Consider the following 20,267-nt stretch of genomic DNA (forward strand, 5'->3'; position numbering starts at 1 on the left):
GCCGAAACATGATGTTTTGCCGGATAGAAAATGTTCTCGGATGGGCGAGAGCCGCAATCATCGTAGCCACTGCGCTTGCCGCGCCGGCAGCATACGCTGCCATGGGTACGGCCGTTGTTCCGACGACAATGATCTATCCCGGCGAAACCATCTCTGGCGATCAGCTGCAGGAAGTCGAGGTTACCAACCCGAACCTCAGTGGCGATTATGCCAAGTCCATCGGCCAGGTGGACGGCATGATCTCCAAGCGCACCCTGATCCCCGGGCGTACCATTTCTGTCTCTGCGCTGCGCGAGCCCTTCACGGTCACGCGCGGTTCTTCCATTCGCCTGATTTTCAAGCTCGGCACGATGGCGATCTCGGCTGCGGGATCGCCGCTTGAAGACGGCATGACGGGTCAGCTCATCCGCGTCCGAAATATGGATTCCGGCGTCATTGTCAGCGGCACCGTGCTCGCCGACGGCACAATACACGTGGCTGCAAAATGAAGATTATGTTTCGTCTTTTCGTCGCGCTCGCGCTTCTGGCGCCGAACTTTCTGGCGGTCGCGCCAGCCTCGGCGATGAGTTCGCGCATCAAGGATATTGCTTCGCTGCAGGCTGGCCGTGACAACCAGCTGATCGGCTATGGCCTGATCGTCGGCCTTCAGGGAACCGGCGACGGCTTCCGCGCGTCGCCGTTCACGGAGCAGTCGATGCGCGCCATGCTGCAGAACCTCGGCATCTCCACCCAGGGCGGCCAGTCCAGCGCCAAGAACACCGCGGCCGTCATGGTCACCGCCAATCTTCCGCCATTCGCCAGCCCCGGCAGCCGTCTCGATGTCAACGTCAGTTCGCTCGGCGACGCCACGTCGCTGCGCGGCGGCACGCTGATCATGACCTCGCTATCGGGCGCCGATGGCCAGATCTACGCCGTTGCCCAGGGCTCGGTCGTGGTCTCGGGCTTCACCGCCCAGGGCCAGGCGTCAACGGTTACCGAAGGTGTGACGACCGCAGGCCGCGTTCCCGGCGGCGCCATCATCGAACGGGAGCTTCCCTCGCGCTTCAAGGATTCGGTCAATCTCGTCCTGCAACTGCGCAATCCGGACTTCTCCACGGCCGTCCGCATCGCCGACGTCGTCAACGGCTATGCGCGCGTTCGCTTCGGCGGGCCGGTCGCAGAGCCGAAGGATGCGCAGGAAGTCATCGTCCAGAAGCCGAGGGAGGCCGATCTCACCCGTCTCATGGCCGACATCGAAAACCTCACCGTCGAAACCGATACGCCTGCCAAGGTGGTGATCAACGAGCGCACCGGCACGATCGTTATCGGCGCGGATGTCCGTGTGTCCCCGGTCGCGGTCAGCTACGGCACGCTCACGGTCCAGGTCAACGAGACGCCGCAGATCATCCAGCCCGAACCCTTCTCGCGCGGCGTCACTGCGGTGCAACCGCAGACCGATATCACCGCGCAGAAAACCGGTGGCAATGTCGCACTGATCGACGGGCCTGATCTGAAGACGCTGGTGGCCGGTCTCAACAATATCGGCGTCAAGCCGGATGGCATCATCGCCATTCTGCAAGGCATCAAATCTGCCGGCGCCCTGCAAGCGGAGCTTGTCCTGCAATGATGACGTTTCCCGGTGCGAACATGACCGTTTCCGAATTGCTTCGGCGCCTGGCGCTGCCTGCTGCGGCTGTGCTGCTGCTGACCATTCCCGGCGCCTTCGCGCAGGAAGCGCGCACCTCCGCCGGCGGAGAGCTGACGTCAGACGAAGAGATCAAGCAGTTCTGCAGCAATATTGCCGAACCGGCCCGCGATCAGCGCTATCTCCTGCAGAAGCAGGAACTGGACAAGCTCAGAGCGGATGTCGACAGCCGCATCGCCGAAATGCAGAAGCGCCGGGACGAATACCAGGACTGGCTGAAGCGCCGCGACGATTTCATGAAGCAGGCCGAAGCCAGCTTGACGGATATCTACAAGAAAATGAAGCCGGACGCTGCCGCGCAGCAGCTTCAGGCCGTCAAGGTCGAAGTGGCCGCCGCCGTCATCATGCGGCTGAACGCGTCGCAGTCGAGCTTGATCCTGAACGAGATGGACCCCGTTAAGGCCGCGGTCATCGCCAACATCATCGCCAGCGCGTCCGATCCAAATACGTCGAAGGACCCCTCATGAACAAGCGTTTCCCGGCAGCGATTGCCGCCGTGGCCATTCTGGCCGGCTGCCAATCCCCGCAGGCGATCAACGAGATCGGCCGTGCCCCCGCCATGAGCCCGATCGGCAGCGGCCTTGCCTACGGGCAGACGCAGCAGATGTCGATGTACCCGAAGCAGCCGCGCCAGGTCGCACAGGGCTATTCGCTCTGGAGCGATTCCCAGGCGGCTTTGTTCAAGGACGCCCGAGCCCTCAACGTCGGCGATATCCTGACGGTCGACATCTCGATCGACGACAAGGGATCGTTTGAAAACAACTCCAATCGCAACCGTACCAACAGCAGCGGGCTGAACTGGGACGCAGAGGCGAACATCCTCGGTTGGAACCCGTCGTCGAAAACAGACGTGACCTACGGCTCCGACACCAGCACCGATGCCAAGGGCAAGATCGAGCGCACCGACAAGCTGAAGCTGATGGTCGCAGCCGTCGTCACCGGCATTCTTGAAAACGGCAACCTGGTGATCAGCGGTTCGCAGGAAGTGCGCCTGAACCAGGAACTGCGCATCCTGAACGTCGCCGGTATCGTTCGTCCTCAGGACGTCACCGCCGAAAACCAGATCACCTACGAGAAGATCGCCGAAGCGCGCATCTCCTACGGCGGCCGCGGCCGCCTGATGGAAGTGCAGCAGCCTCCGCGCGGCCAGCAGGCCGTCGATCTTCTCTCGCCACTCTGAGGTCTGATACCATGGCAGATGCAGAAGGTAGCGACGGCCAGCCGAAGAAGAAGTCGGCAATGATGATGACGATCATCGGCCTTGCCGTGCTGACGCTGCTTGGCGGCGGTGGCGGCTGGGTCGTCGGCGGGATGATCGCCCCCAACATCAAGGGTGCGGCAGAGGCCGAGCAGGCGACGGAAGCCAAGGGCGCTGCCGAGCAGAAAAAAGAAGGCGAGGCCGGACTTCCGCATATTTCAACGGAAGCCAACAACGTCGTTCAGCTCGAGCCGATCACCTCGAACCTCGCATACCCATCGGAAAACTGGGTTCGCCTTGAAGTCGCTCTGCTTTTCAGCGGGCCGCCGGATGTGAAGCTCGCCGAGGATATCCATCAGGATGTCATGGCCTACATCCGCACGGTCTCGCTGCAGCAGATAGAAGGCCCGCGCGGCTTCGAATATCTTAGGGATGACATCCAGGAGCGTGTTGACCTTCGTGCGCAGGGACGCGTATCGAAGATCATGTTCAGGACCTTCGTCATCGAATGATTCGATTCCTACTGATTTTGGCTGCCATGATGGCGGTCCCGGAGCTGGCGCATGCGCAACAGCTCCCATCAAACCTGTTGAACCTGCCGGTAGATGGCTCGGTCGCAGCATGGATCATCCGAACCTTCGGTCTTTTGACTGTTCTGTCGGTCGCGCCTGGCATCCTCATCATGGTGACCAGCTTTCCGCGCTTCGTCATCGCCTTTTCCATTCTGCGCACCGGCCTCGGCCTGGCATCGACCCCCTCGAACATGATCCTGCTGTCGCTGTCGCTGTTCATGACCTTCTACGTCATGCAGCCGACCTTCGATCAGGCTTGGCAGACAGGCGTTCAACCGCTTCTGGTCAACCAGATCAACGAGCAGCAGGCCGTCGAGCGGATTGCCGAGCCGTTCCGCACCTTCATGACCCGCAATACCCGCGAGAAGGATCTGGCGCTGTTCGTCGATCTTGCCCGCGAGCGCGGCCAGACGGTCGATACCGGCGACAAGGTCGATTACCGCGTCCTCGTTCCGGCCTTCATGATCTCGGAAATCCGCCGCGGCTTCGAGATCGGCTTCCTCGTCGTTCTTCCGTTTCTGGTCATCGACCTGATCGTTGCCACCATCACCATGGCCATGGGCATGATGATGCTGCCGCCAACGTCGATCTCGCTGCCGTTCAAGATCCTCTTCTTCGTGCTGATCGATGGCTGGAACCTGCTTGTCGGCAGTCTGGTGCGGTCGTTCAACTGAAACGACACGCGGCGCTTGCAGCGGACGAACAATAAAAAAGCCGGCGATCGCCGGCTTTTCCATGTCTGGTAGGTGGCGACCGTTAGCCGGCCGCACTCCCGAATGGTGCCATCCTGGCCGGCAGCGCCGGAACCGTGATGTGATCCGGATCCAGTCCCTGCTTGGCGCGATCGACGATCATCTCGTAGGCCGTCTCGAGATGACGGCAGAAGCGCTCGGCATCGAACAGTGGCTTGATCAGCCGGTTCGCCTCAAGCGTCTCCTTGAAACCGGCCACGCGCTCGCGGTTGTTGGCCAGATCGACAGCCATGTCTTCGTAGGCCTGTACGTCTGCTGCCACGAGTTCTGGCAGGCCGATCGCGTTCAATAGGCTTTCGCTGACCCGTGACGCGAAGTTGGTGCCTTTCAAGGTCAGCACCGGCAACCCGCCCCAAAGCTGCTCCGACGTCGTCGTGTGACCGTTGTAGGGCCATGTGTCGAGTGCGAGGTCGGCTGCCTGCTGCCTGTCGATATGCGCCTGGTAGTCGGCATGCCCGCAGAAGACGATCCGCTTGGCAGGAATGCCCTGCCGCTTGAAGTATTCCCTGAGGTTCGCCTCGCTGGCCGGCGAGACGGCCATGAGCCAGAGTACGCTCTCCGGCGCCCGGCGAAGGATATTGCACCAGACATTGACCGTTTCGGGCGTGACCTTTCGGCTGGCGTTGAAAGAGGCAAACACGAACTTGTCTTCGGGCAGGTCAAACTGCGCGCGATACACGGGTCTCGGCAGTGGCCGGTGAACCGGGTCGTTCGGCTGGTAGGTATCCGGCATATGCAGGAATTTTTCGTGATAGTGCGGCTTCGACGTTTCCGGCAGCACGAACTTGTCACCGATGATATAATCCAGGTCGGTATTGCTGGCGCTGCCCGGAAAACCCAGCCATGAGACTTGAACAGGCGCTGCACCGTGGTTGAGGATACCGTACCGCGTTTCGAAGGTCGGACCCTTCAAATCCACCAGGATGTCGATACCGTCCGCTCGCATCAGCTTTGCCACTGCCTCGTTCGACATGTCACGAACAGTCACGATCCGGCCCCAGAGGTCTCGGTCGATGGTGCTGTGATCGAGGTTCGTCTGCTTGGTATGGCAGTACAGCGTCACCTCGAAACGGTCGCGGTCGTGGAGTTCCAGAACGCGGCCCAACAGCTTGATCGTCGCGTGCTGCTCGAAGAAATCGTTCGACAGGTACCCGATGCGGATTTTTTCGGCCCATTGATGCGGTGTCGCCCTGCGCCCGACCGAATGGTCCTCCGACTGGAGGTGATTGATGCTCCATGCCTGTCGGTTTAGCGCCTCATCACCGCACCACTGCAGATTATAGAACTCGCTCTCGTGCTTGAGGAAGTCCCTTTCGCCCTGCTTCACCAGTTCGTCGACGGCAGGTTTGTGCAGCGCGATCGCCGAGAGATCGCTGACGTCGCGGCTGAACATCAGATACAGCAGTCGGAACTGAATGAGCTTCGGAAAGCGCTTGAACAGGTTGCGGGCCAGGAAAGCCTGCGACACGTCCGATGGATTGTTGCGAAGCATCCGAACGGCAAGCCGGGTATGATCGAGGTTGCTGCTCTCTGCCAGCACCTTGCAGAAAGGCGATAGAAGTTCGTCTTGGCCACGCTGCAGGTAGATTGATGCCAGCATGTATGCGATTTCCGCATCGAGGCCGTGCTGCAGCATGTATCGCAGACCGAGCCGCTGCGCATCGTCCTCATTGCCGGCTTCGAAATGAAGAAGGGCGGCCTTGCGCGAGAACTCGGCACCGCTGGCGCCCGCCTTTTCTCCGGCCAGCGAAAATGCCATCGCCGCATCTGCCTTCATTCCCAGCTGCTGTAAGGTTCGCCCCAGCAGCACATAGACTTTTGCGTCCTTCTGCGTCTCAAGAAGCGAGTTCAGGGTTTCAAGGGACTTCACATAGCGCCCGCTCTGATAGTCTTTCGATGCTGCAGAAAACGAAACCACACGATTCACGGCCAACCCTCGTCACTTCCATAAAACGACTTTCACCAAGCCACGCCGTTCCGCTTCAGGACGGCGAACTGATGCTATTGGGTCGAATAATGCCACGCGAAGCTTGCCCCAGGCAGGAAATCCGGGCGTCGGTGCAAGGCTTTGGGCTCAATGCGTGCGCCGCGCTTTAATATTAAGTTAACCATTTGTATTTGTTTGAAAAAACCAAAATGGCTATTAATCAGTCTTCAAGGTTTTGCTGCGAAATTCATTCTCGACATGACGGGTTTGGTCCTAATGCAGACGACCAAGTGGCATGAAGCCGAACCGTCATTGCCGGTACATAAGTCCGGTAATGTCCTCCATGGTATCGAATTTCGGGGACGTATCCAATGACAAGCATCAACACAAACTCTTCCGCAATGGCAGCGCTTCAGACGCTCCGTAGCGTCAACAACAACCTCTCCAAGACCCAGGACGCCGTGTCGTCTGGTCTGAAGGTTGGTCAGGCATCTGACAACGCTGCCTACTGGGCAATCGCCACGACCATGAAGTCGGACAATAGCGCCCTTTCTGCCGTTTCTGACGCCCTGGGCGTTGGTGCAGCCAAGGTTGACACGGCTTACACCGCCGTCGAAAGCTCGATCGACGTTGTGACCGAGATCAAGGCAAAGCTCGTTGCCGCCACCGAAGATGGCGTCGACAAGGACAAGATCCAGGACGAAATCACGCAGCTCCAGAAGCAGCTGAGCAGCATTTCGGCTTCGGCTTCGTTCAACGGCGAGAACTGGGTATCCGGTTCTGTCGGCGACACGCAGTCGGTTGTTTCTTCCTTCATCCGCACCGCCGGTGGCGTCAGCGTCAGCACCTCGGGTTACTCGGCAACGGCCGACGACCTGCTGTTTGCAGACGATACTGGCATTCTGGACCGTGACGGCGCAGTATCGGGCGCTTCCATGACAGGCTTCTCGATCAGCTCGACCAGCACCAAGGGCGATATCGACCAGTTGATCACCGACACCGAAACTGCACTGAAGGGCATGACCGCGCTGGGCTCCAAGCTTGGTTCGCTTCAGACCGGCATCGAGCTGCAGACGGACTTCGTGTCCAAGCTCAGCGACTCGATCGACTCCGGCGTAGGCCGTCTGGTCGATGCTGACATGGAAGAAGAATCCAGCAAGCTTTCGGCGCTTCAGACCCAGCAGCAGCTGGCTGTTCAGTCGCTGTCGATCGCCAACTCCTCTTCGTCGAACATCCTGTCGCTCTTCCGCTAATAGCGGTCGAACGCCAAAATCGAGAGTCTTTGCGGCCGGGTATTCCCGGCCGCAATTCGTTTTGGCAGCAAGCCGGCACTGTGGGCTAAGTCACGGGTATTTCTTAAATTATTTGCTCACCAGTTCAGTCTTTCTTAACCATGTTGCGGTCATATGGGCTCATCGAAACGGTGAGTTGATCAGCAGAAGGCGCGGTCAACAGGCATGAGGCTGACCGCCGTTTCCGGTAAAAGCCGGAATGTCCCTCCGTATCAAGCCTGCCGAAAAAGGGGCCATTTATATGACCAGCATTCTTACGAACAACTCCGCGATGGCTGCGCTCCAGACGCTGCGTAGCGTCAACAACAACCTTTCGGACACGCAGAACGCTGTGTCGTCAGGTCTGCGCGTTGACAAGGCATCTGACAACGCTGCCTACTGGGCAATCGCCACGACCATGAAGTCGGACAACAGTGCCCTTTCGGCCGTTTCTGACGCCCTGGGCGTTGGTGCAGCCAAGGTTGACACGGCTTACACCGCCGTCGAAAGCTCGATCGACGTTGTGACCGAGATCAAGGCAAAGCTCGTTGCCGCCACCGAAGACGGCGTCGACAAGGACAAGATCCAGGACGAAATCAAGCAGCTCCAGACGCAGCTGAGCAGCATTTCGGCTTCGGCTTCGTTCAACGGCGAGAACTGGGTATCCGGTTCTGTCGGCGACACGCAGTCGGTTGTTTCTTCCTTCATCCGCACCGCCGGTGGCGTCAGTGTCAGCACCTCGGGTTACTCGGCAACGGCCGACGACCTGCTGTTTGCGGACGGTTCTGGCATTCTGGACCGTGACGGCGCAGTATCGGGCGCTTCCATGACAGCCTTCTCGATCAGCTCGGCCAGCACCAAGGGCGATATCGACCAGTTCATCACCGACACCGAAACTGCACTGAAGGGCATGACCGCGCTGGGCTCCAAGCTTGGTTCGCTTCAGACCGGCATCGAGCTGCAGACGGACTTCGTGTCCAAGCTCAGCGACTCGATCGACTCCGGCGTAGGCCGTCTGGTCGATGCTGACATGGAAGCAGAATCCAGCAAGCTTTCGGCGCTTCAGACCCAGCAGCAGCTGGCTGTTCAGTCGCTGTCGATCGCCAACTCCTCTTCGCAGGGCATCCTTACACTGTTCCGCTAAGACCAGAGGCGCCAACCGGCGCCTTGGCAAGGGACATCCGCCGCCGTCGGCGGCCAATCTTGAAAACCGCGCTCAACCGAGCGCGGTTTTTTTTCTGTGCGTTAACCTTTCGTTAACCCAACTCATGTTTTCTGGCGATCATTAAACGGTATGTTAACCAAGCTTAAAAACTGGTTAGCAGGCATGAAGCTGATGAACCGTTCCCGGCGGCAGACCGGAATGTCCCTTTTTAAAGTTGCCAGCAAGGGGCGCTCTTTTCATGACAAGTATTTTGACCAATGTCGCGGCGATGTCCGCACTCCAGACTCTGCGTGGAATCAACGGCAGTCTGGAGACGACGCAGGCCCAGGTCTCGTCCGGCTACCGTGTCGCCGACGCCAAGGACAACGCGGCCTACTGGTCGATCGCAACGACGATGCGCTCCGACAACCAGGCGCTCTCGGCCGTTTCAGACGCACTTGGTCTCGGCGCCGCAAAGGTCGATACGGCCTATTCGGCAATCGACAACGCAATCGATATCGTCAGCGAGATCAAGGCAAAGATCACCGCCGCCACCGAAAACGGTGTCGATAAGGACAAGATCCAGGACGAAATCGAGCAACTCCAGCAGCAGCTTCTGAGCATCGCGCAGTCTGCGTCTTTCTCTGGCGAGAACTGGGTCGCGGGCAGCGGCACCAAGAGCGTCGTGTCTTCGTTCGTGCGCGGTGCGAACGGTGAAGTCTCGGTTCAGACAACCGACTATCAGCTGGATGACAGCGCCACCGGCAACGTGCTTTTCGGGATGTCCGCCACGGGCGAAATCGACACCGAAACCGGCATCATCGGGACGGATAACGGCGGCTACGGTTCGATCTACAACATGGACATCTCGGCTTTCAGTGTCGATGATCTGAACGCGACCTTGACCAATGTCGAAGCCGGCCTCGGCGCCCTGACCAAGGCGGGCTCGCAGCTTGGTTCGATCTCGACGCGTATCGACCTCCAGGACGCCTTCGTCTCCGATCTCAGCGACTCGATCGACTCAGGCGTCGGGCGCCTGGTTGATGCCGATATGGAAGAGGAATCGAGCAAGCTCACCGCCCTGCAAACCCAGCAGCAACTGGCGATCCAGTCGCTGTCGATTGCAAATTCGAGCGCTCAGAACATTCTGACACTGTTCCAGAACTAACGCCGCAGGCAACTGGAGCGCCGTGTCGCGCCTTATGCGGGGCTTACCGAAAGCCGTATCTCCGGATGCGGCTTTCTCTTTGTTTTGAAACGGGAATCAAGATTGCGCGAGGCTTGCGCGGGCAGTTTTGTGGCACTTGCGCAACCCTTGGGCGTTGGTTACCTTCTCTTAAGAATTGATTTGTTCTAGCGACAAGTCGACTGGGAAATCCAGTCGAGGGCATGAGGCCACCTCAGTCGCTGCCGGCGGTCCGGTTTATCCTTTCCTCCACCTCAGAGCCCGAAAATGACCACCAGAATCACGAGTTCCGCCCAGGTAAATGCCCTTGCTGCATTGCGCATCATCAACAAGGACGTCGCGACAACTCAACAGCAGGTTTCGTCAGGTTATCGCGTGGAAACCGCTGCGGACGACGCAACCTACTGGTCCTTTGCGAGCGTGCTGCGGTCAGACAGCAGCTCGATGACCAATATCCATGACGCTTTGGGCGTCGGCGCATCGAAGGTCGATACGGCCTACACGGCCATGGACAACATCATCGATCAACTGGGTCAGGTCCGTGCGACGCTGGTCAGCGCCACAGAAGATGGCGTCGATAAGGACAAGCTCAACACGACCCTGAGCCAGTTGAAGCAGCAGATGCAGACCACGGTTCAGTCCACGAGCATCGCCGGTGAAAACTGGTTGCTCAATCAGGAGCCGACCTTGCCGACCAATCGCTCCGTCATCGGCGGTTTCACCCGCGGAACGGGTGGCGAGTATCAGGCGCAGACCATCACATTCCCGGCGTCGCAGACTGTGATGATCGATACGAATGATGCGAGCCGTGGCCTGCTCACGCAGACAGTCGATGCCAGCACCTTGAACTCGACCGGATCATCGACGCCGCGCAACTACTACCTGCTCGACGCCGGCTCACTCTCCGGCTCGGCCGGCGATGAAGTCAAGCTCGACAGCGACACAACGCCGGAGCAGGTGGCGGACATGATCAGCGTCGTCGACAGTCTCCTCTCGACACTGACGGCCGCCGCCGCCGGTTTCGGTACGATGAGCGCCCGCATCAACGACCGCATCGACTACACCGCTAACATGTCGGATCTGATTGACAAGGGCGTCGGCGCATTGGTCGATACTGACATGGACGAGGCATCGGTACGCCAGACGGCGTTGCAGACACAGCAGCAGATGGGCGTCCAGGCGATTTCCATTCTCAACACCGCCGCAAGCAAAGTGCTGATCCTGTTGCAGTGATCGACCAAGCCGCGATCGAGCGCCGCTTTGCCGGCGCCCTTCATTTTCGCACAAGTTTGGCCCCCTACGGTCGAAGCAGGCAGGCGCAGTCGCGAACCGTGCCGGATGAATTGTTTGTTGCAATGATGAGGCGCGGCATGTCGCATGCTTCTGCAGATACAAGGTGGTTTGAGTGAGTGCACTGCTGTCTCGTCTGAAAGACTTCGGCGAGCCTGTCGTCGTTCCACCACCTGTTGTCGAGAGCGTCTTTTCGGAGGACTTTGGCGGCTTCGACGATATCGCGCCGGAGCCGGTCGTCGATGTGGAAGCCGAACGCCGGGACGCCAACGCGCAAGGCGAGGCCAAGGCAACGGCCGAGCTGACGGAGAAATACGAGCAGGAAGCGGAAACCGTTGCCCTGGTCCATCAGCGCGAGATCGAGGAACTTCGCAATCGCTACGAGACCGAGATCGCCGAACTGGTTGCCGCACGTATCAACGCCATATCAGCCGAAGTGGCCGATATGGTCAGCGCCACCGTGGCGCGGGCGCTGGCACCTGTCTTGACGGATATGTTGGCGCAAAAGGCTGCAGTCGATCTGGCGGCAGCTCTGCGCGAAGCAATTCTGGAGGGCGAGGCAGGCACCGTCATCGTCAAGGGGCCGACAGCGCTTTTCGAAACGCTGAAAAGCGAGCTTGGCGGGCAGGCCGGCCTTTTGCGGCACCAGGAAACCGATGACATCGATCTGTCCGTCGAGTTCGGCGACGCGGTCCTCGTAACCCGCATGTCAGCCTGGGCTGCGAGCGTGAAGAAAGTTCTGGAATGAGTGACAGCGAAAATCATCACCACGGCAAGAACGAAGTCATCATCGTCAAGCGACACGGTGGTGGTGATCACGACGGTGCGCATGGTGGCGCCTGGAAGATTGCCTATGCCGACTTCATGACGGCATTGATGGCGTTCTTCCTTGTCATGTGGCTGGTCAATGCCTCCAACGAGGAAACCAAGGCCTCCGTTGCCACCTATTTCAATCCGATCAAGCTGTCCGATGAAAAGCCGACCGAAAAGGGGCTGAAAAAGCCCGTCGATCAGGCGGAGGGCGAAGAGAAGGCGGAGAAGTCGAAGGAAAAGGAAGACAATCCAAACGAGGGCGCATCTGCGGCCAGCGGCGAGGATGAAACGTCGACTTCAGGCGACCAGAAGAACTATTCCGAGGCTGATTTCTTCGAGAACCCGTATTCGGTCCTCGCCGAGATCGCCCAGGAAGTTGGCCAGCAGGCCAATGTCAGCGCCAAGGGCGAGGGCGGTGCAGCTGATTCCGGTCCTGCGACGGGCGCCGATGGCGGCGAGGCCTATCGCGATCCTTTCGATCCCGATTTCTGGACCAAGCAGGTCGAGGTGTCGCGCGCAGACAAGACGCAACCGGACGATCCCGCGAAGCAGACCATCGAGCTAGCCAACGCCGCAGAGCAGGTGAAGCAGGATAAGGCCGACGCCAAGCTGCAGCAAGACGCCGCTGACAAGGCCGCGGATAAGGCCAAAGACAAGACAAGCGACAAGACCGCCGATAAGGATGGTATTGCGCCTGAGACCAAGACGGAAGCCGAAAAGGCAGTCGAGCAACAGCAGGAGGCGAAAGACCTCCAGCAGCAGATCGCCAAGCAGATCGGCGGCGTGGCCGGTAAGCTTGCCGAGGGCCTGACCGTGACGCCGGCCGAAGGTGGTCTGCTGGTCAGCATCTCCGATCAGGGCGATGATTCGATGTTCAACGTCGGATCCGCTGTTCCGCGCAAGGAAATGGTCATGGCCATGCAGAAGATCGGCGAAGTGCTGAAGTCAAAGGGCGGCGTCGTTGCGATACGCGGCCATACCGATGGCCGCCAGTACAAGGGCGAAAACGAGAACTGGCGTCTTTCCATGGATCGCGCTCAGGCTGCCTATTACATGATGATGCGCGGTGGGCTCGACGAGAAGCGCATCTCGCAGGTCTCCGGCTTTGCCGACCGCAAGCTCAAGGATGCAGCCGACCCGTTCAATGCGTCGAACCGACGTATCGAAATCCTCGTTCAGGCGGATCAGGGGTAATCGATGGCGCGCAGGCAGCATCGGCATATTCTGCCTCTCGTTTTGAGCCTCGCGCTGCTGGCTCCGGCTGCCTCGCGCGCCGAAGAGGCAGCCCACGCGCCGGCACCTGCGGCAGAAGCGCCCGATGCCGAGGCCCACGCCGGTGCCCATGCGCCAGCGCCTGCTCCTGCAACAACGCACACCGAGGCGGCAGCTCCGGTTGCTGTGCCGCCGGAAGATCCTGCCGACACCGCGCCCTATAAAATGTTGCGGTCGCTCCAGTTCATCCAGGATTCTGTGGTGCTGGGAGACCATTCCGCCACCGAGATGCAGCGCTTCATGCTGGGCACGATCGACACGCGCTTGCGCGTCGTTGATCCTGCCGTGTTCGATGACGACCGCAATGTCGATGCCGCGCTCATCTACGCGATGAGCGGTGGCAATCCCCAGACCCTCGAATTTCTGGTTGCGCGCGACGTCAATGGCTACTTCGACAACCGTGTCACGGACATTCTGCGCAAGTATCTGAGCGGCAAGGGTCTGCTCGTCGCCAAGACGCTGGTGGAGACCGCCGAAGAATATAAGGACAAGAAGATCGGACCCTATCTTGCGCTGGTCGGCGGCAACGTCACCATCGCCAAGAGCCCGGAGGATGCGCTGAAGCTCTACGATCTGGCCCGGTTGAACGCACCCGGGACGATCATCGAGGAGGCGGCCCTGCGCCGCTCGGTGGCCATCTGCGTCGACAAGGGCATGATCGACAAGGGCCTCGACTATTCGCAGCGCTATATCCGTCGCTTCCTGCATTCGCCCTACGCCAGCCAATTCGCCGATCTCTTCGTGAAACTGGTCGTCGAGCATGACCATGATGTGAAGCCGGATGATGTGATCGCGATCCTGTCCTTCATGGATGAGCCGCGCCAGCGTGAAATCTACCTGCGGATAGCGCGCGCTGCGGCAATATCGGGTAAGGGCGACCTTGCGCGCATGGCCGCGGCCCGTGCCCAGTCGCTCTCGGGCGACGCCAAGAACGCGTTCGGTGCGCTTGCCGACTTCTATGGTGGGATGGCGGCCATTCCGACCGACAAGATCGACACCGCCGCCCGCGACATTTCCACCATCTCGGACAAGGAGTTGTCGCCGCGCGACCAGGTGCTGCGCGCCGCTGCGCGCTCGGTGGCAGAGCAGGTGCTTCGACAACCTGACCCTGCAAGCCTGACGCAAGGCTCTGCTCATACACCTGAAGGTCAGGAAATCAGTTCTGAACAGCCTGCCGCAGGGGGAGCGGCGGAGGAGGGGGCAGCGCCCGGTGCTGCACCGGGGCCTGTTGTCGGAGAGACCGCATCTGCGCCGCAATCCAATGGAGCAGGGCAACAAAATTCCGACCCTGCATTTAGCTCATTTGTGACGTCAAGCCGCTCTCAGTTGGATGAGATCGACGGCCTTTTGAACAAAGAAAGCAATTGATATGATGGACATCAGCGTTTCGACGGGAGCTTCTCCTGCTGAAGCTGCCTCGGGTGCAAAGTCTGGCCGTCCGGCCGGCAAGGGTGGCGATTCAGATGGCGGCGGCTTCTCGGACGTTCTGAACAAGGCCGGCAGCGGCTCCGACCGGCAGCAGGCGTCAGGCGGCGACGCTCAGCAGACGTCTGCCACCGACGGCAGCGGCGAAAGCGCCGTCGTCGGCGAGGCGCCCCAGCGATCAAATCCGAAAGCGGTCATAGACGTCAGCGACAAGTCTCTGCTGGCGCAGGCCGAAGCGGACGCCAAGGCGCTCAACGCCGACAAGAACGGCCAGAAGCCGGTGAAGATCGACGTCAAGGCCACCGGCAGCAAGACGGACGACAAAGCGCCTGTTGACGATGCCAGCCCGTTGCTCGACGAACTGGACGCCCACGCCACAAAGACTGATAAGCCAGCCAAGACCGACAAGGCGGATGCAAAGCCTGCTGTCGGCGATGATAGCGCTGTGTCCGATGTCCTGAGCCTGCTCGGGCAATTGCCGGTGGACGGCGCTTCCGTCGCGGCTGCCGCAGCACTCGGCGGTCAGAAGGCCGTCGATGCGGTGCCTGTCGATCCCAAGGACAAGTCATCTGCCAAGGCCAAGTCCAAGGACCCGGTCGCAGACGTTGCCAGTGCGCTTGCCGCGACGAGGACGTCCGAAACGGATGCCGAAGTGCCAGGCATGCCGACGACAGATACAAACGAAGGCCAGACATTCAGGTTGAGCCGCGCGGATAGCCGCAGCGTCTCGATGGAAATGCACCTTGGCATCGACAAGGACGCCGACAGCGGCGGCCAGTCGAACATCGAGACTGTGACCGTTCTCGACTCCAGGCGTTACATCGGCCTTGCGACGAATACCAACTCGGCAAGCGTCACAGCCGCGATCGCCGGCGATTCGGAATGGGCGCATGCCATGCAGGCAAGCTCGTCGCTGTCGAACGCGGCAGAGCTGAGCAGCACCGGCAAGGTTGTCAACACGCTGAAGATCCAGATGAACCCGATCGAGCTTGGCCTCGTCACAGCCACGCTGCGGCTCCAGGGCGATGCCTTGAGCGTCGATCTGAAGGTTGAGACGGCGGCGGCCTTCCGGCAGCTCAAGGAAGACCACAACAAGATGCTGGAGTCGCTGCGCAGCCAGGGCTATGCCGTGGACAGCGTGACGGTCAGCATGGCGCCGACGACAAGCTCGGACGCCGGCAGCCAATCCGGCGCCCAGAGCGACTCCAGGCAGAGCTTCGCGCAAAGCCAGGGCGGCGAGGCGCGGGAGCGTCAAAATCAATCAGGTCAGCGCAGTGCCGGAGGCTTCGATGTTACGGGTGAGAGCGACGTTTCGAGCGCTTCTTCTGGCGCCTCTGGCAGCAGCGGCAATGGTGACGTTTACCTCTGACGCATTCGCGTCGGACGGCGCCTGCGAGCAGGAAATCCAGTCGGCCGCACTGAAGTATGGAATCCCGGAAGGGATACTCTACTCGGTCGGCCTGACGGAGACCGGCCGCAAGGGCTCGCTCTATCCCTATGCCTTGAACATCGAGGGCAAACCCTTCTTCCCGCCTTCGGAGCGCGATGCGCTGAAGCAGTTCGATGCGGCGCACAGATCGGGCGCAAAGCTCATCGATATCGGCTGCATGCAGATCAACCAATACTACCATGGTGAGAATTTTCGGTCGCTGGAAGAGATGTTCGACCCGCGTTCCAACGTCGAATACGCGGCGAAATTTCTGAGAAATCTGCATGACCGGCATGAGACATGGACCATGGCGGTGGCTCGATATCATGCCGGACCCAACAATGACCCGGCGCAGAAGCAGTATGTCTGCCGCGTCATCGCCAATCTGGTCGCCACCGGCTACGGCAAGTGGACTCCCAATGCGAGCAATTTCTGCCGCGGTTAACTCGCCCAAAGATAGCAAAAATAGAACAAACCATAAATGTGTCATAATGTGGCAGGAATCTGTCCCAATGTGGCCGCGCAAGTCAAAATTTAGGAAGTGTTAACTTTTCCACGAAATATTTGTGTGCATAACGGCGGATACCCACTAAATGTAGACCAAATCGGGACCCAAAGGTTAAGCAACTATTAATTCCCGCCTGTGAGTTCCTACACCTTGTCCCAGAATCGTGCGATTCGTACCCATAGGTCATCGATGTGCCACAACTGATTCGGAGGCGGACGAATGATCGTAGTGGTTGATGAGCGTGAGCTCGTGAAGGATGGCTACACTTCCCTTTTTGGTCGAGAAGGCATTCCTTCGACCGGGTTTGATCCAAGCGAATTTGGTGAATGGGTACAGACGGCTGCAGATGCGGATATCGCAGCGGTCGAAGCGTTTTTGATCGGGCAGGGACAGCACACTTTTGAGCTGCCGCGCGCCATCCGTGATCGTTCCATGGCGCCTGTTATCGCGGTCAGCGATCAGCCGTCTCTGGAAAACACGCTTGCACTTTTTGATTGCGGCGTCGATGACGTCGTGCGCAAGCCGGTTCACCCCCGCGAAATTCTCGCAAGAGCAGCGGCCATCCGCCGTCGTCTCAAGGCAATCTCGACCCATACGGACATCGGCGCCATCCGCGTCTTCTCCGATGGTCGCGACCCCGAGATCCACGGCGAAGTGTTTGCGCTTCCGCGCCGCGAGCGCCGCATCCTGGAATATCTGATCGCAAACCGCGGTCGTCGCGTCACGAAGACCCAGATCTTCAACGCCATCTACGGCATCTTCGATGAAGAAGTCGAAGAGAACGTGGTTGAGAGCCACATCTCAAAACTCCGCAAGAAGCTGCGCGCCAAACTCGGCGTCGACCCGGTCGATTCCAAGCGTTTTCTTGGCTACTGCATTGATTGGGAATAGCTTTTCGCAGTCTGTCTACTGATTTTCTGCCTGGATCAAAATCTTTCGGCAGCTTCGTCAAAGCCAGACAGCTTCACGCAAGGCCCACCAAATACTGTCAGGTCTACTAAGGGAATCGAGGTTTTCAGATGAGCATTTTCGGCAGCATGAAGACGGCAGTGTCCGGCATGAACGCACAGGCAAACCGCCTGAGCACCGTCGCCGACAACATCGCCAACGTGAACACGACGGGCTACAAGTCGGTATCGACGGCCTTCTCTTCGCTTGTTCTGCCGTCGAGCTCGGGCAACTACAACTCCGGCGGCGTGCAGACCTCTGTCCGCCAGTCGGTGTCCGCCCAGGGTGATATCTCCTACACCACCTCCGGCTACGACCTGGCAATTTCGGGCGATGGCTTCTTCATCGTTGAGAGCCCCGATGGCGTTCCTGTTCTGACCCGCGCCGGTGACTTCACCACCGATGACGAGGGCAATCTGGTCAACGGCGCCGGCTTCAAGCTGATGGGTTACTCCTACGATTCCGGCGCGCCGGCTGTCGTCGTCAACGGTTTCTCCGGTCTCGTTCCGGTCAACGTCGCCCAGTCCGGCCTGACGGCGATCGCCTCGACATCGGGCACCTTCTCGGGCAACCTGGACTCCGGCGCTGAAATCGCGACGGGCAACCTGCCCGCCGACAATGCCACGCCGATGACAGCCGACACCAAGCAGATCTCGATGGTCGGCTACGACAAGCTCGGCAACACCGTTCAATACGACTTCTACTTCACCAAGACGGCAGTCACCACGCCGCCGCCTGCAACGCCCGATCCGGCCAGCACGTGGGACGTCACCGTCTACCGTCACGCCGACGCGGCTTCGGGCAGCAGCACATCGTTCCCATATTCGAGCGCAGCTGTTGGCGGCGGTACGATGGAATTCGATGCAGAGGGCAATCTGGTCAGCGGTGATTCCCTGACGCTCACGGACCCGATCACGACCGGCGTGATCGACATGGATCTGTCGGGCTTCACCCAGCTCGCTTCCGACTTTGCCGGCAAGGGCACGCCGAACGGCCAGGCAGCCAGCCCGGTCGATAGCGTCACCATCGGCAAGGACGGCACGGTTTCCGCCATGTACGCCGACGGCACCTCCAAGGCGCTCTACCGCATTCCGCTGGCGACCGTCGCCAGCCCTGACAACCTGACGCTGATGAGCGGCAACGTTTACAGCGCCAACGGCACATCGGGCGTCACGGTCACCGGCTTTCCGCAGACCAACGGCTTCGGCACCATCCAGTCTGGCGCCATCGAAAGCTCGAACGTCGATCTCGCCGGCGAGTTGACCGAAATGATCGAATCGCAGCGCAGCTACACCGCCAATTCCAAGGTGTTCCAGACGGGGTCCGACATCATGGACGTCCTCGTCAACCTCAAGAGATAAGTAGGGTACGGGTAAGCCATGTCGCTCACTTCCGCACTGAATACCGCGCAGAGCATATTCAACAATACCGGCACGCAAAGCAGTGTCGTATCGAACAATATCTCGAATTCCAGCAACAGCGACTACGTGCGCCGTCAGGCGATCATCTCCACGTCGCTGGATGGTGCGCAGGTTGTAAAGATCAGCAGGGCACAGGAAGATGCCCTGATGCGGCAGTGGCTGAAGGCCAGCGCGCAGGACAGCGGCCAGCAGACCCTGCTGAGCGGCCTGGCCGATCTCAAGTCCATTCTCGGTGGCAACGACTACGAAACGTCGCCTGCCAACTATCTGACGACGTTTCAGGAAAAGCTGCAGGCCTTCCGGACATCGCCGAGCAGCACGATCGCGGCACAGAGCGCGGTCACCGCAGCCCAGGACGTGGCCAATTCGCTGAACGATGCGTCGAATTCCGTTCAGGCCGTTCGCCAGGACGCAGACCAGAACATCGCGACGCAGGTCTCGACGCTCAACACCTTGCTCGGCCAGTTCAAGACGGCCAACGATGCCGTCAAGGGCATTACCGCAACAGGTGGCAACCCGGCCGACGCGCTCGACGAGCGCGACAAGATCCTCAAGCAGATCTCCTCGATCGTCGGCGTCAAGACGGCCGATCGCGCCAATGGCGACATGGCGCTCTACACCACCGACGGTACTGTTGTCTTCGACACGATCCCACGCTCCGTAACGTTCGTCTCGCAGGACACCTACACGCCGCAGACCAGCGGTAACGGCGTCTACATCGACGGCGTGGCACTGCCCGGCGGCGAAGGCTCGACGAGCACCTCGCAGGGCAGTCTCCAGGCGCTGCTGCAGATCCGCGACGAAGTCGCGCCGACCATGCAGGCACAGCTTGACGAAATCGCCAAGTCGCTGGTCACGACCTTCTCGGAAACCGGCGGAGCTCCGACCACGACCGAACCCGGCCTGTTCGTCTGGAAGACCTCGACCGGTATCGACGGCACGACGCCGACGACAACGGATGTGATCAACGGCATCGCCGGAACGATCACGGTCAATACCGCGGTCATCACCAGCCAGGGCGGCGATCCGATGAAGCTGCGCGACGGCTCCATCACCGGTCTCACCAATCTGAATACCGACGGTGCCGCAGGCTTCTCCGACAATCTCGATGCACTCTACGCAGCATTGGGCTCGGCACAGACCTTTTCGTCGGATGCCGGCATCTCGTCCAACGTCAGCGTCATCAGCTACGCACAGAATTCCGTGGGTTGGCTCGAACAGTACCGCAGCGACGCAAGTACCGCCTCGGAAAACACCTCCGCGGCACTCTCGCGCTCGACGGAAGCCTATTCCAACGAGACCGGCGTCAATCTCGACGAAGAACTGACGCTGCTGCTCGACATCGAGCAGTCCTACAAGGCGGCCACGAAAATTCTCAATGCCGTCGACGAAATGTTGAAGTCATTGCTGGACATAGCGAGTTAAGC

At 59.8% G+C, this 20,267-nt stretch carries 19 protein-coding genes; 18 read left to right on the plus strand and 1 reads right to left on the minus strand.

Annotated elements, in window-relative coordinates; translation table 11 throughout:
* Positions 1–8 precede the first annotated feature (8 nt).
* The 6 genes from flgA to fliP are packed head-to-tail and all read left to right on the plus strand — an operon-like array spanning position 9 to position 4,128.
* Positions 9–488 carry a flagellar basal body P-ring formation chaperone FlgA gene (gene flgA, locus GVL52_RS23545; RefSeq protein ID WP_160011578.1) on the plus strand — a complete coding sequence of 160 codons (480 nt, stop codon included), beginning with the start codon at positions 9–11 and terminating at the stop codon, positions 486–488.
* The gene (locus GVL52_RS23550) at positions 485–1,606 is read left to right on the plus strand and encodes a flagellar basal body P-ring protein FlgI (RefSeq protein WP_160011580.1); all 1,122 of its coding nucleotides are present in this window, start codon (positions 485–487) and stop codon (positions 1,604–1,606) included. The genes flgA and GVL52_RS23550 overlap by 4 nt, the downstream gene beginning before the upstream one ends.
* A complete protein-coding gene (locus tag GVL52_RS23555; protein ID WP_160011682.1) occupies positions 1,606–2,151 on the plus strand; it encodes a MotE family protein in 546 nt (181 codons plus the stop codon). The genes GVL52_RS23550 and GVL52_RS23555 overlap by 1 nt, the downstream gene beginning before the upstream one ends.
* On the plus strand, positions 2,148–2,864 hold the full coding sequence (gene flgH, locus GVL52_RS23560) for a flagellar basal body L-ring protein FlgH (protein ID WP_160011582.1): 717 nt from the start codon (positions 2,148–2,150) through the stop codon (positions 2,862–2,864). The genes GVL52_RS23555 and flgH overlap by 4 nt, the downstream gene beginning before the upstream one ends.
* Before the next feature lie 11 nt (positions 2,865–2,875).
* Complete coding sequence (locus GVL52_RS23565; RefSeq protein ID WP_160011584.1) at positions 2,876–3,394, plus strand: flagellar basal body-associated FliL family protein; 519 nt, start codon at positions 2,876–2,878, stop codon at positions 3,392–3,394.
* Positions 3,391–4,128, plus strand: coding sequence for a flagellar type III secretion system pore protein FliP (gene fliP / locus GVL52_RS23570; protein WP_160011586.1), 738 nt, complete (start codon positions 3,391–3,393; stop codon positions 4,126–4,128). Before GVL52_RS23565 ends, fliP begins: the two co-directional genes overlap by 4 nt.
* 82 nt (positions 4,129–4,210) lie before the next feature.
* On the opposite strand, the gene GVL52_RS23575 is transcribed toward fliP, so the two are convergent.
* The gene (locus GVL52_RS23575) at positions 4,211–6,133 is read right to left on the minus strand and encodes a glycosyl transferase (RefSeq protein WP_160011588.1); all 1,923 of its coding nucleotides are present in this window, start codon (positions 6,131–6,133) and stop codon (positions 4,211–4,213) included.
* Positions 6,134–6,504: 371 nt separating this feature from the next.
* Between GVL52_RS23575 and GVL52_RS23580 the strand changes: the two genes are divergently transcribed.
* The 12 genes from GVL52_RS23580 (at position 6,505) to flgK (ending at position 20,265) form a co-directional block, all read left to right on the plus strand.
* The gene (locus GVL52_RS23580; RefSeq protein WP_160011590.1) at positions 6,505–7,386 is read left to right on the plus strand and encodes a flagellin; all 882 of its coding nucleotides are present in this window, start codon (positions 6,505–6,507) and stop codon (positions 7,384–7,386) included.
* 280 nt (positions 7,387–7,666) lie between these two features.
* A complete protein-coding gene (locus GVL52_RS23585) occupies positions 7,667–8,548 on the plus strand; it encodes a flagellin (RefSeq protein ID WP_160011592.1) in 882 nt (293 codons plus the stop codon).
* Between the two features lie 259 nt (positions 8,549–8,807).
* On the plus strand, positions 8,808–9,716 hold the full coding sequence (locus GVL52_RS23590) for a flagellin (protein ID WP_160011594.1): 909 nt from the start codon (positions 8,808–8,810) through the stop codon (positions 9,714–9,716).
* 285 nt (positions 9,717–10,001) lie between these two features.
* Positions 10,002–10,967, plus strand: a complete 966-nt coding sequence (locus GVL52_RS23595) for a flagellin (RefSeq protein WP_160011596.1) — start codon at positions 10,002–10,004, stop codon at positions 10,965–10,967.
* 172 nt (positions 10,968–11,139) lie between these two features.
* Positions 11,140–11,772 (plus strand): hypothetical protein, encoded by a 633-nt coding sequence (locus tag GVL52_RS23600; protein WP_160011598.1) that lies wholly within the window; start codon positions 11,140–11,142, stop codon positions 11,770–11,772.
* Complete coding sequence (locus GVL52_RS23605) at positions 11,769–13,031, plus strand: MotB family protein (RefSeq protein ID WP_160011600.1); 1,263 nt, start codon at positions 11,769–11,771, stop codon at positions 13,029–13,031. The genes GVL52_RS23600 and GVL52_RS23605 overlap by 4 nt, the downstream gene beginning before the upstream one ends.
* A 3-nt stretch (positions 13,032–13,034) precedes the next feature.
* Positions 13,035–14,477, plus strand: coding sequence for a chemotaxis protein MotC (gene motC, locus GVL52_RS23610; RefSeq protein ID WP_160011602.1), 1,443 nt, complete (start codon positions 13,035–13,037; stop codon positions 14,475–14,477).
* 1 nt (position 14,478) lies between these two features.
* Positions 14,479–15,903 carry a flagellar hook-length control protein FliK gene (locus GVL52_RS23615; RefSeq protein WP_160011604.1) on the plus strand — a complete coding sequence of 475 codons (1,425 nt, stop codon included), beginning with the start codon at positions 14,479–14,481 and terminating at the stop codon, positions 15,901–15,903.
* Positions 15,824–16,408: a lytic transglycosylase domain-containing protein gene (locus GVL52_RS23620; RefSeq protein WP_160011606.1), complete on the plus strand. Its 585-nt coding sequence runs from the start codon at positions 15,824–15,826 to the stop codon at positions 16,406–16,408. The genes GVL52_RS23615 and GVL52_RS23620 overlap by 80 nt, the downstream gene beginning before the upstream one ends.
* A 282-nt stretch (positions 16,409–16,690) precedes the next feature.
* Positions 16,691–17,362 carry a response regulator transcription factor gene (locus tag GVL52_RS23625; protein WP_160011608.1) on the plus strand — a complete coding sequence of 224 codons (672 nt, stop codon included), beginning with the start codon at positions 16,691–16,693 and terminating at the stop codon, positions 17,360–17,362.
* Positions 17,363–17,490: 128 nt separating this feature from the next.
* Positions 17,491–18,780, plus strand: a complete 1,290-nt coding sequence (locus tag GVL52_RS23630; RefSeq protein ID WP_160011610.1) for a flagellar hook protein FlgE — start codon at positions 17,491–17,493, stop codon at positions 18,778–18,780.
* An 18-nt stretch (positions 18,781–18,798) separates the two neighbouring features.
* Positions 18,799–20,265 carry a flagellar hook-associated protein FlgK gene (flgK, locus tag GVL52_RS23635; protein ID WP_160011612.1) on the plus strand — a complete coding sequence of 489 codons (1,467 nt, stop codon included), beginning with the start codon at positions 18,799–18,801 and terminating at the stop codon, positions 20,263–20,265.
* Positions 20,266–20,267: the final 2 nt, after the last annotated feature.

Source organism: Rhizobium sp. 18055 (genome assembly GCF_902706285.1).
Taxonomy (GTDB): domain Bacteria; phylum Pseudomonadota; class Alphaproteobacteria; order Rhizobiales; family Rhizobiaceae; genus Rhizobium.

Bases quoted from the DNA above. Each gene is read 5' to 3' on its own strand.
- GVL52_RS23595 (WP_160011596.1), top strand. From the start codon at position 10,002: ATGACCACCAGAATCACGAGTTCCGCCCAGGTAAATGCCCTTGCTGCA.
- GVL52_RS23615 (WP_160011604.1), top strand. From the start codon at position 14,479: ATGATGGACATCAGCGTTTCGACGGGAGCTTCTCCTGCTGAAGCTGCC.
- GVL52_RS23565 (WP_160011584.1), top strand. From the start codon at position 2,876: ATGGCAGATGCAGAAGGTAGCGACGGCCAGCCGAAGAAGAAGTCGGCA.
- fliP (WP_160011586.1), top strand. From the start codon at position 3,391: ATGATTCGATTCCTACTGATTTTGGCTGCCATGATGGCGGTCCCGGAG.
- GVL52_RS23585 (WP_160011592.1), top strand. From the start codon at position 7,667: ATGACCAGCATTCTTACGAACAACTCCGCGATGGCTGCGCTCCAGACG.
- flgK (WP_160011612.1), top strand. From the start codon at position 18,799: ATGTCGCTCACTTCCGCACTGAATACCGCGCAGAGCATATTCAACAAT.
- GVL52_RS23630 (WP_160011610.1), top strand. From the start codon at position 17,491: ATGAGCATTTTCGGCAGCATGAAGACGGCAGTGTCCGGCATGAACGCA.
- GVL52_RS23555 (WP_160011682.1), top strand. From the start codon at position 1,606: ATGACGTTTCCCGGTGCGAACATGACCGTTTCCGAATTGCTTCGGCGC.
- GVL52_RS23580 (WP_160011590.1), top strand. From the start codon at position 6,505: ATGACAAGCATCAACACAAACTCTTCCGCAATGGCAGCGCTTCAGACG.
- GVL52_RS23620 (WP_160011606.1), top strand. From the start codon at position 15,824: ATGTTACGGGTGAGAGCGACGTTTCGAGCGCTTCTTCTGGCGCCTCTG.
- GVL52_RS23550 (WP_160011580.1), top strand. From the start codon at position 485: ATGAAGATTATGTTTCGTCTTTTCGTCGCGCTCGCGCTTCTGGCGCCG.
- flgH (WP_160011582.1), top strand. From the start codon at position 2,148: ATGAACAAGCGTTTCCCGGCAGCGATTGCCGCCGTGGCCATTCTGGCC.
- flgA (WP_160011578.1), top strand. From the start codon at position 9: ATGATGTTTTGCCGGATAGAAAATGTTCTCGGATGGGCGAGAGCCGCA.
- GVL52_RS23590 (WP_160011594.1), top strand. From the start codon at position 8,808: ATGACAAGTATTTTGACCAATGTCGCGGCGATGTCCGCACTCCAGACT.
- motC (WP_160011602.1), top strand. From the start codon at position 13,035: ATGGCGCGCAGGCAGCATCGGCATATTCTGCCTCTCGTTTTGAGCCTC.
- GVL52_RS23625 (WP_160011608.1), top strand. From the start codon at position 16,691: ATGATCGTAGTGGTTGATGAGCGTGAGCTCGTGAAGGATGGCTACACT.
- GVL52_RS23605 (WP_160011600.1), top strand. From the start codon at position 11,769: ATGAGTGACAGCGAAAATCATCACCACGGCAAGAACGAAGTCATCATC.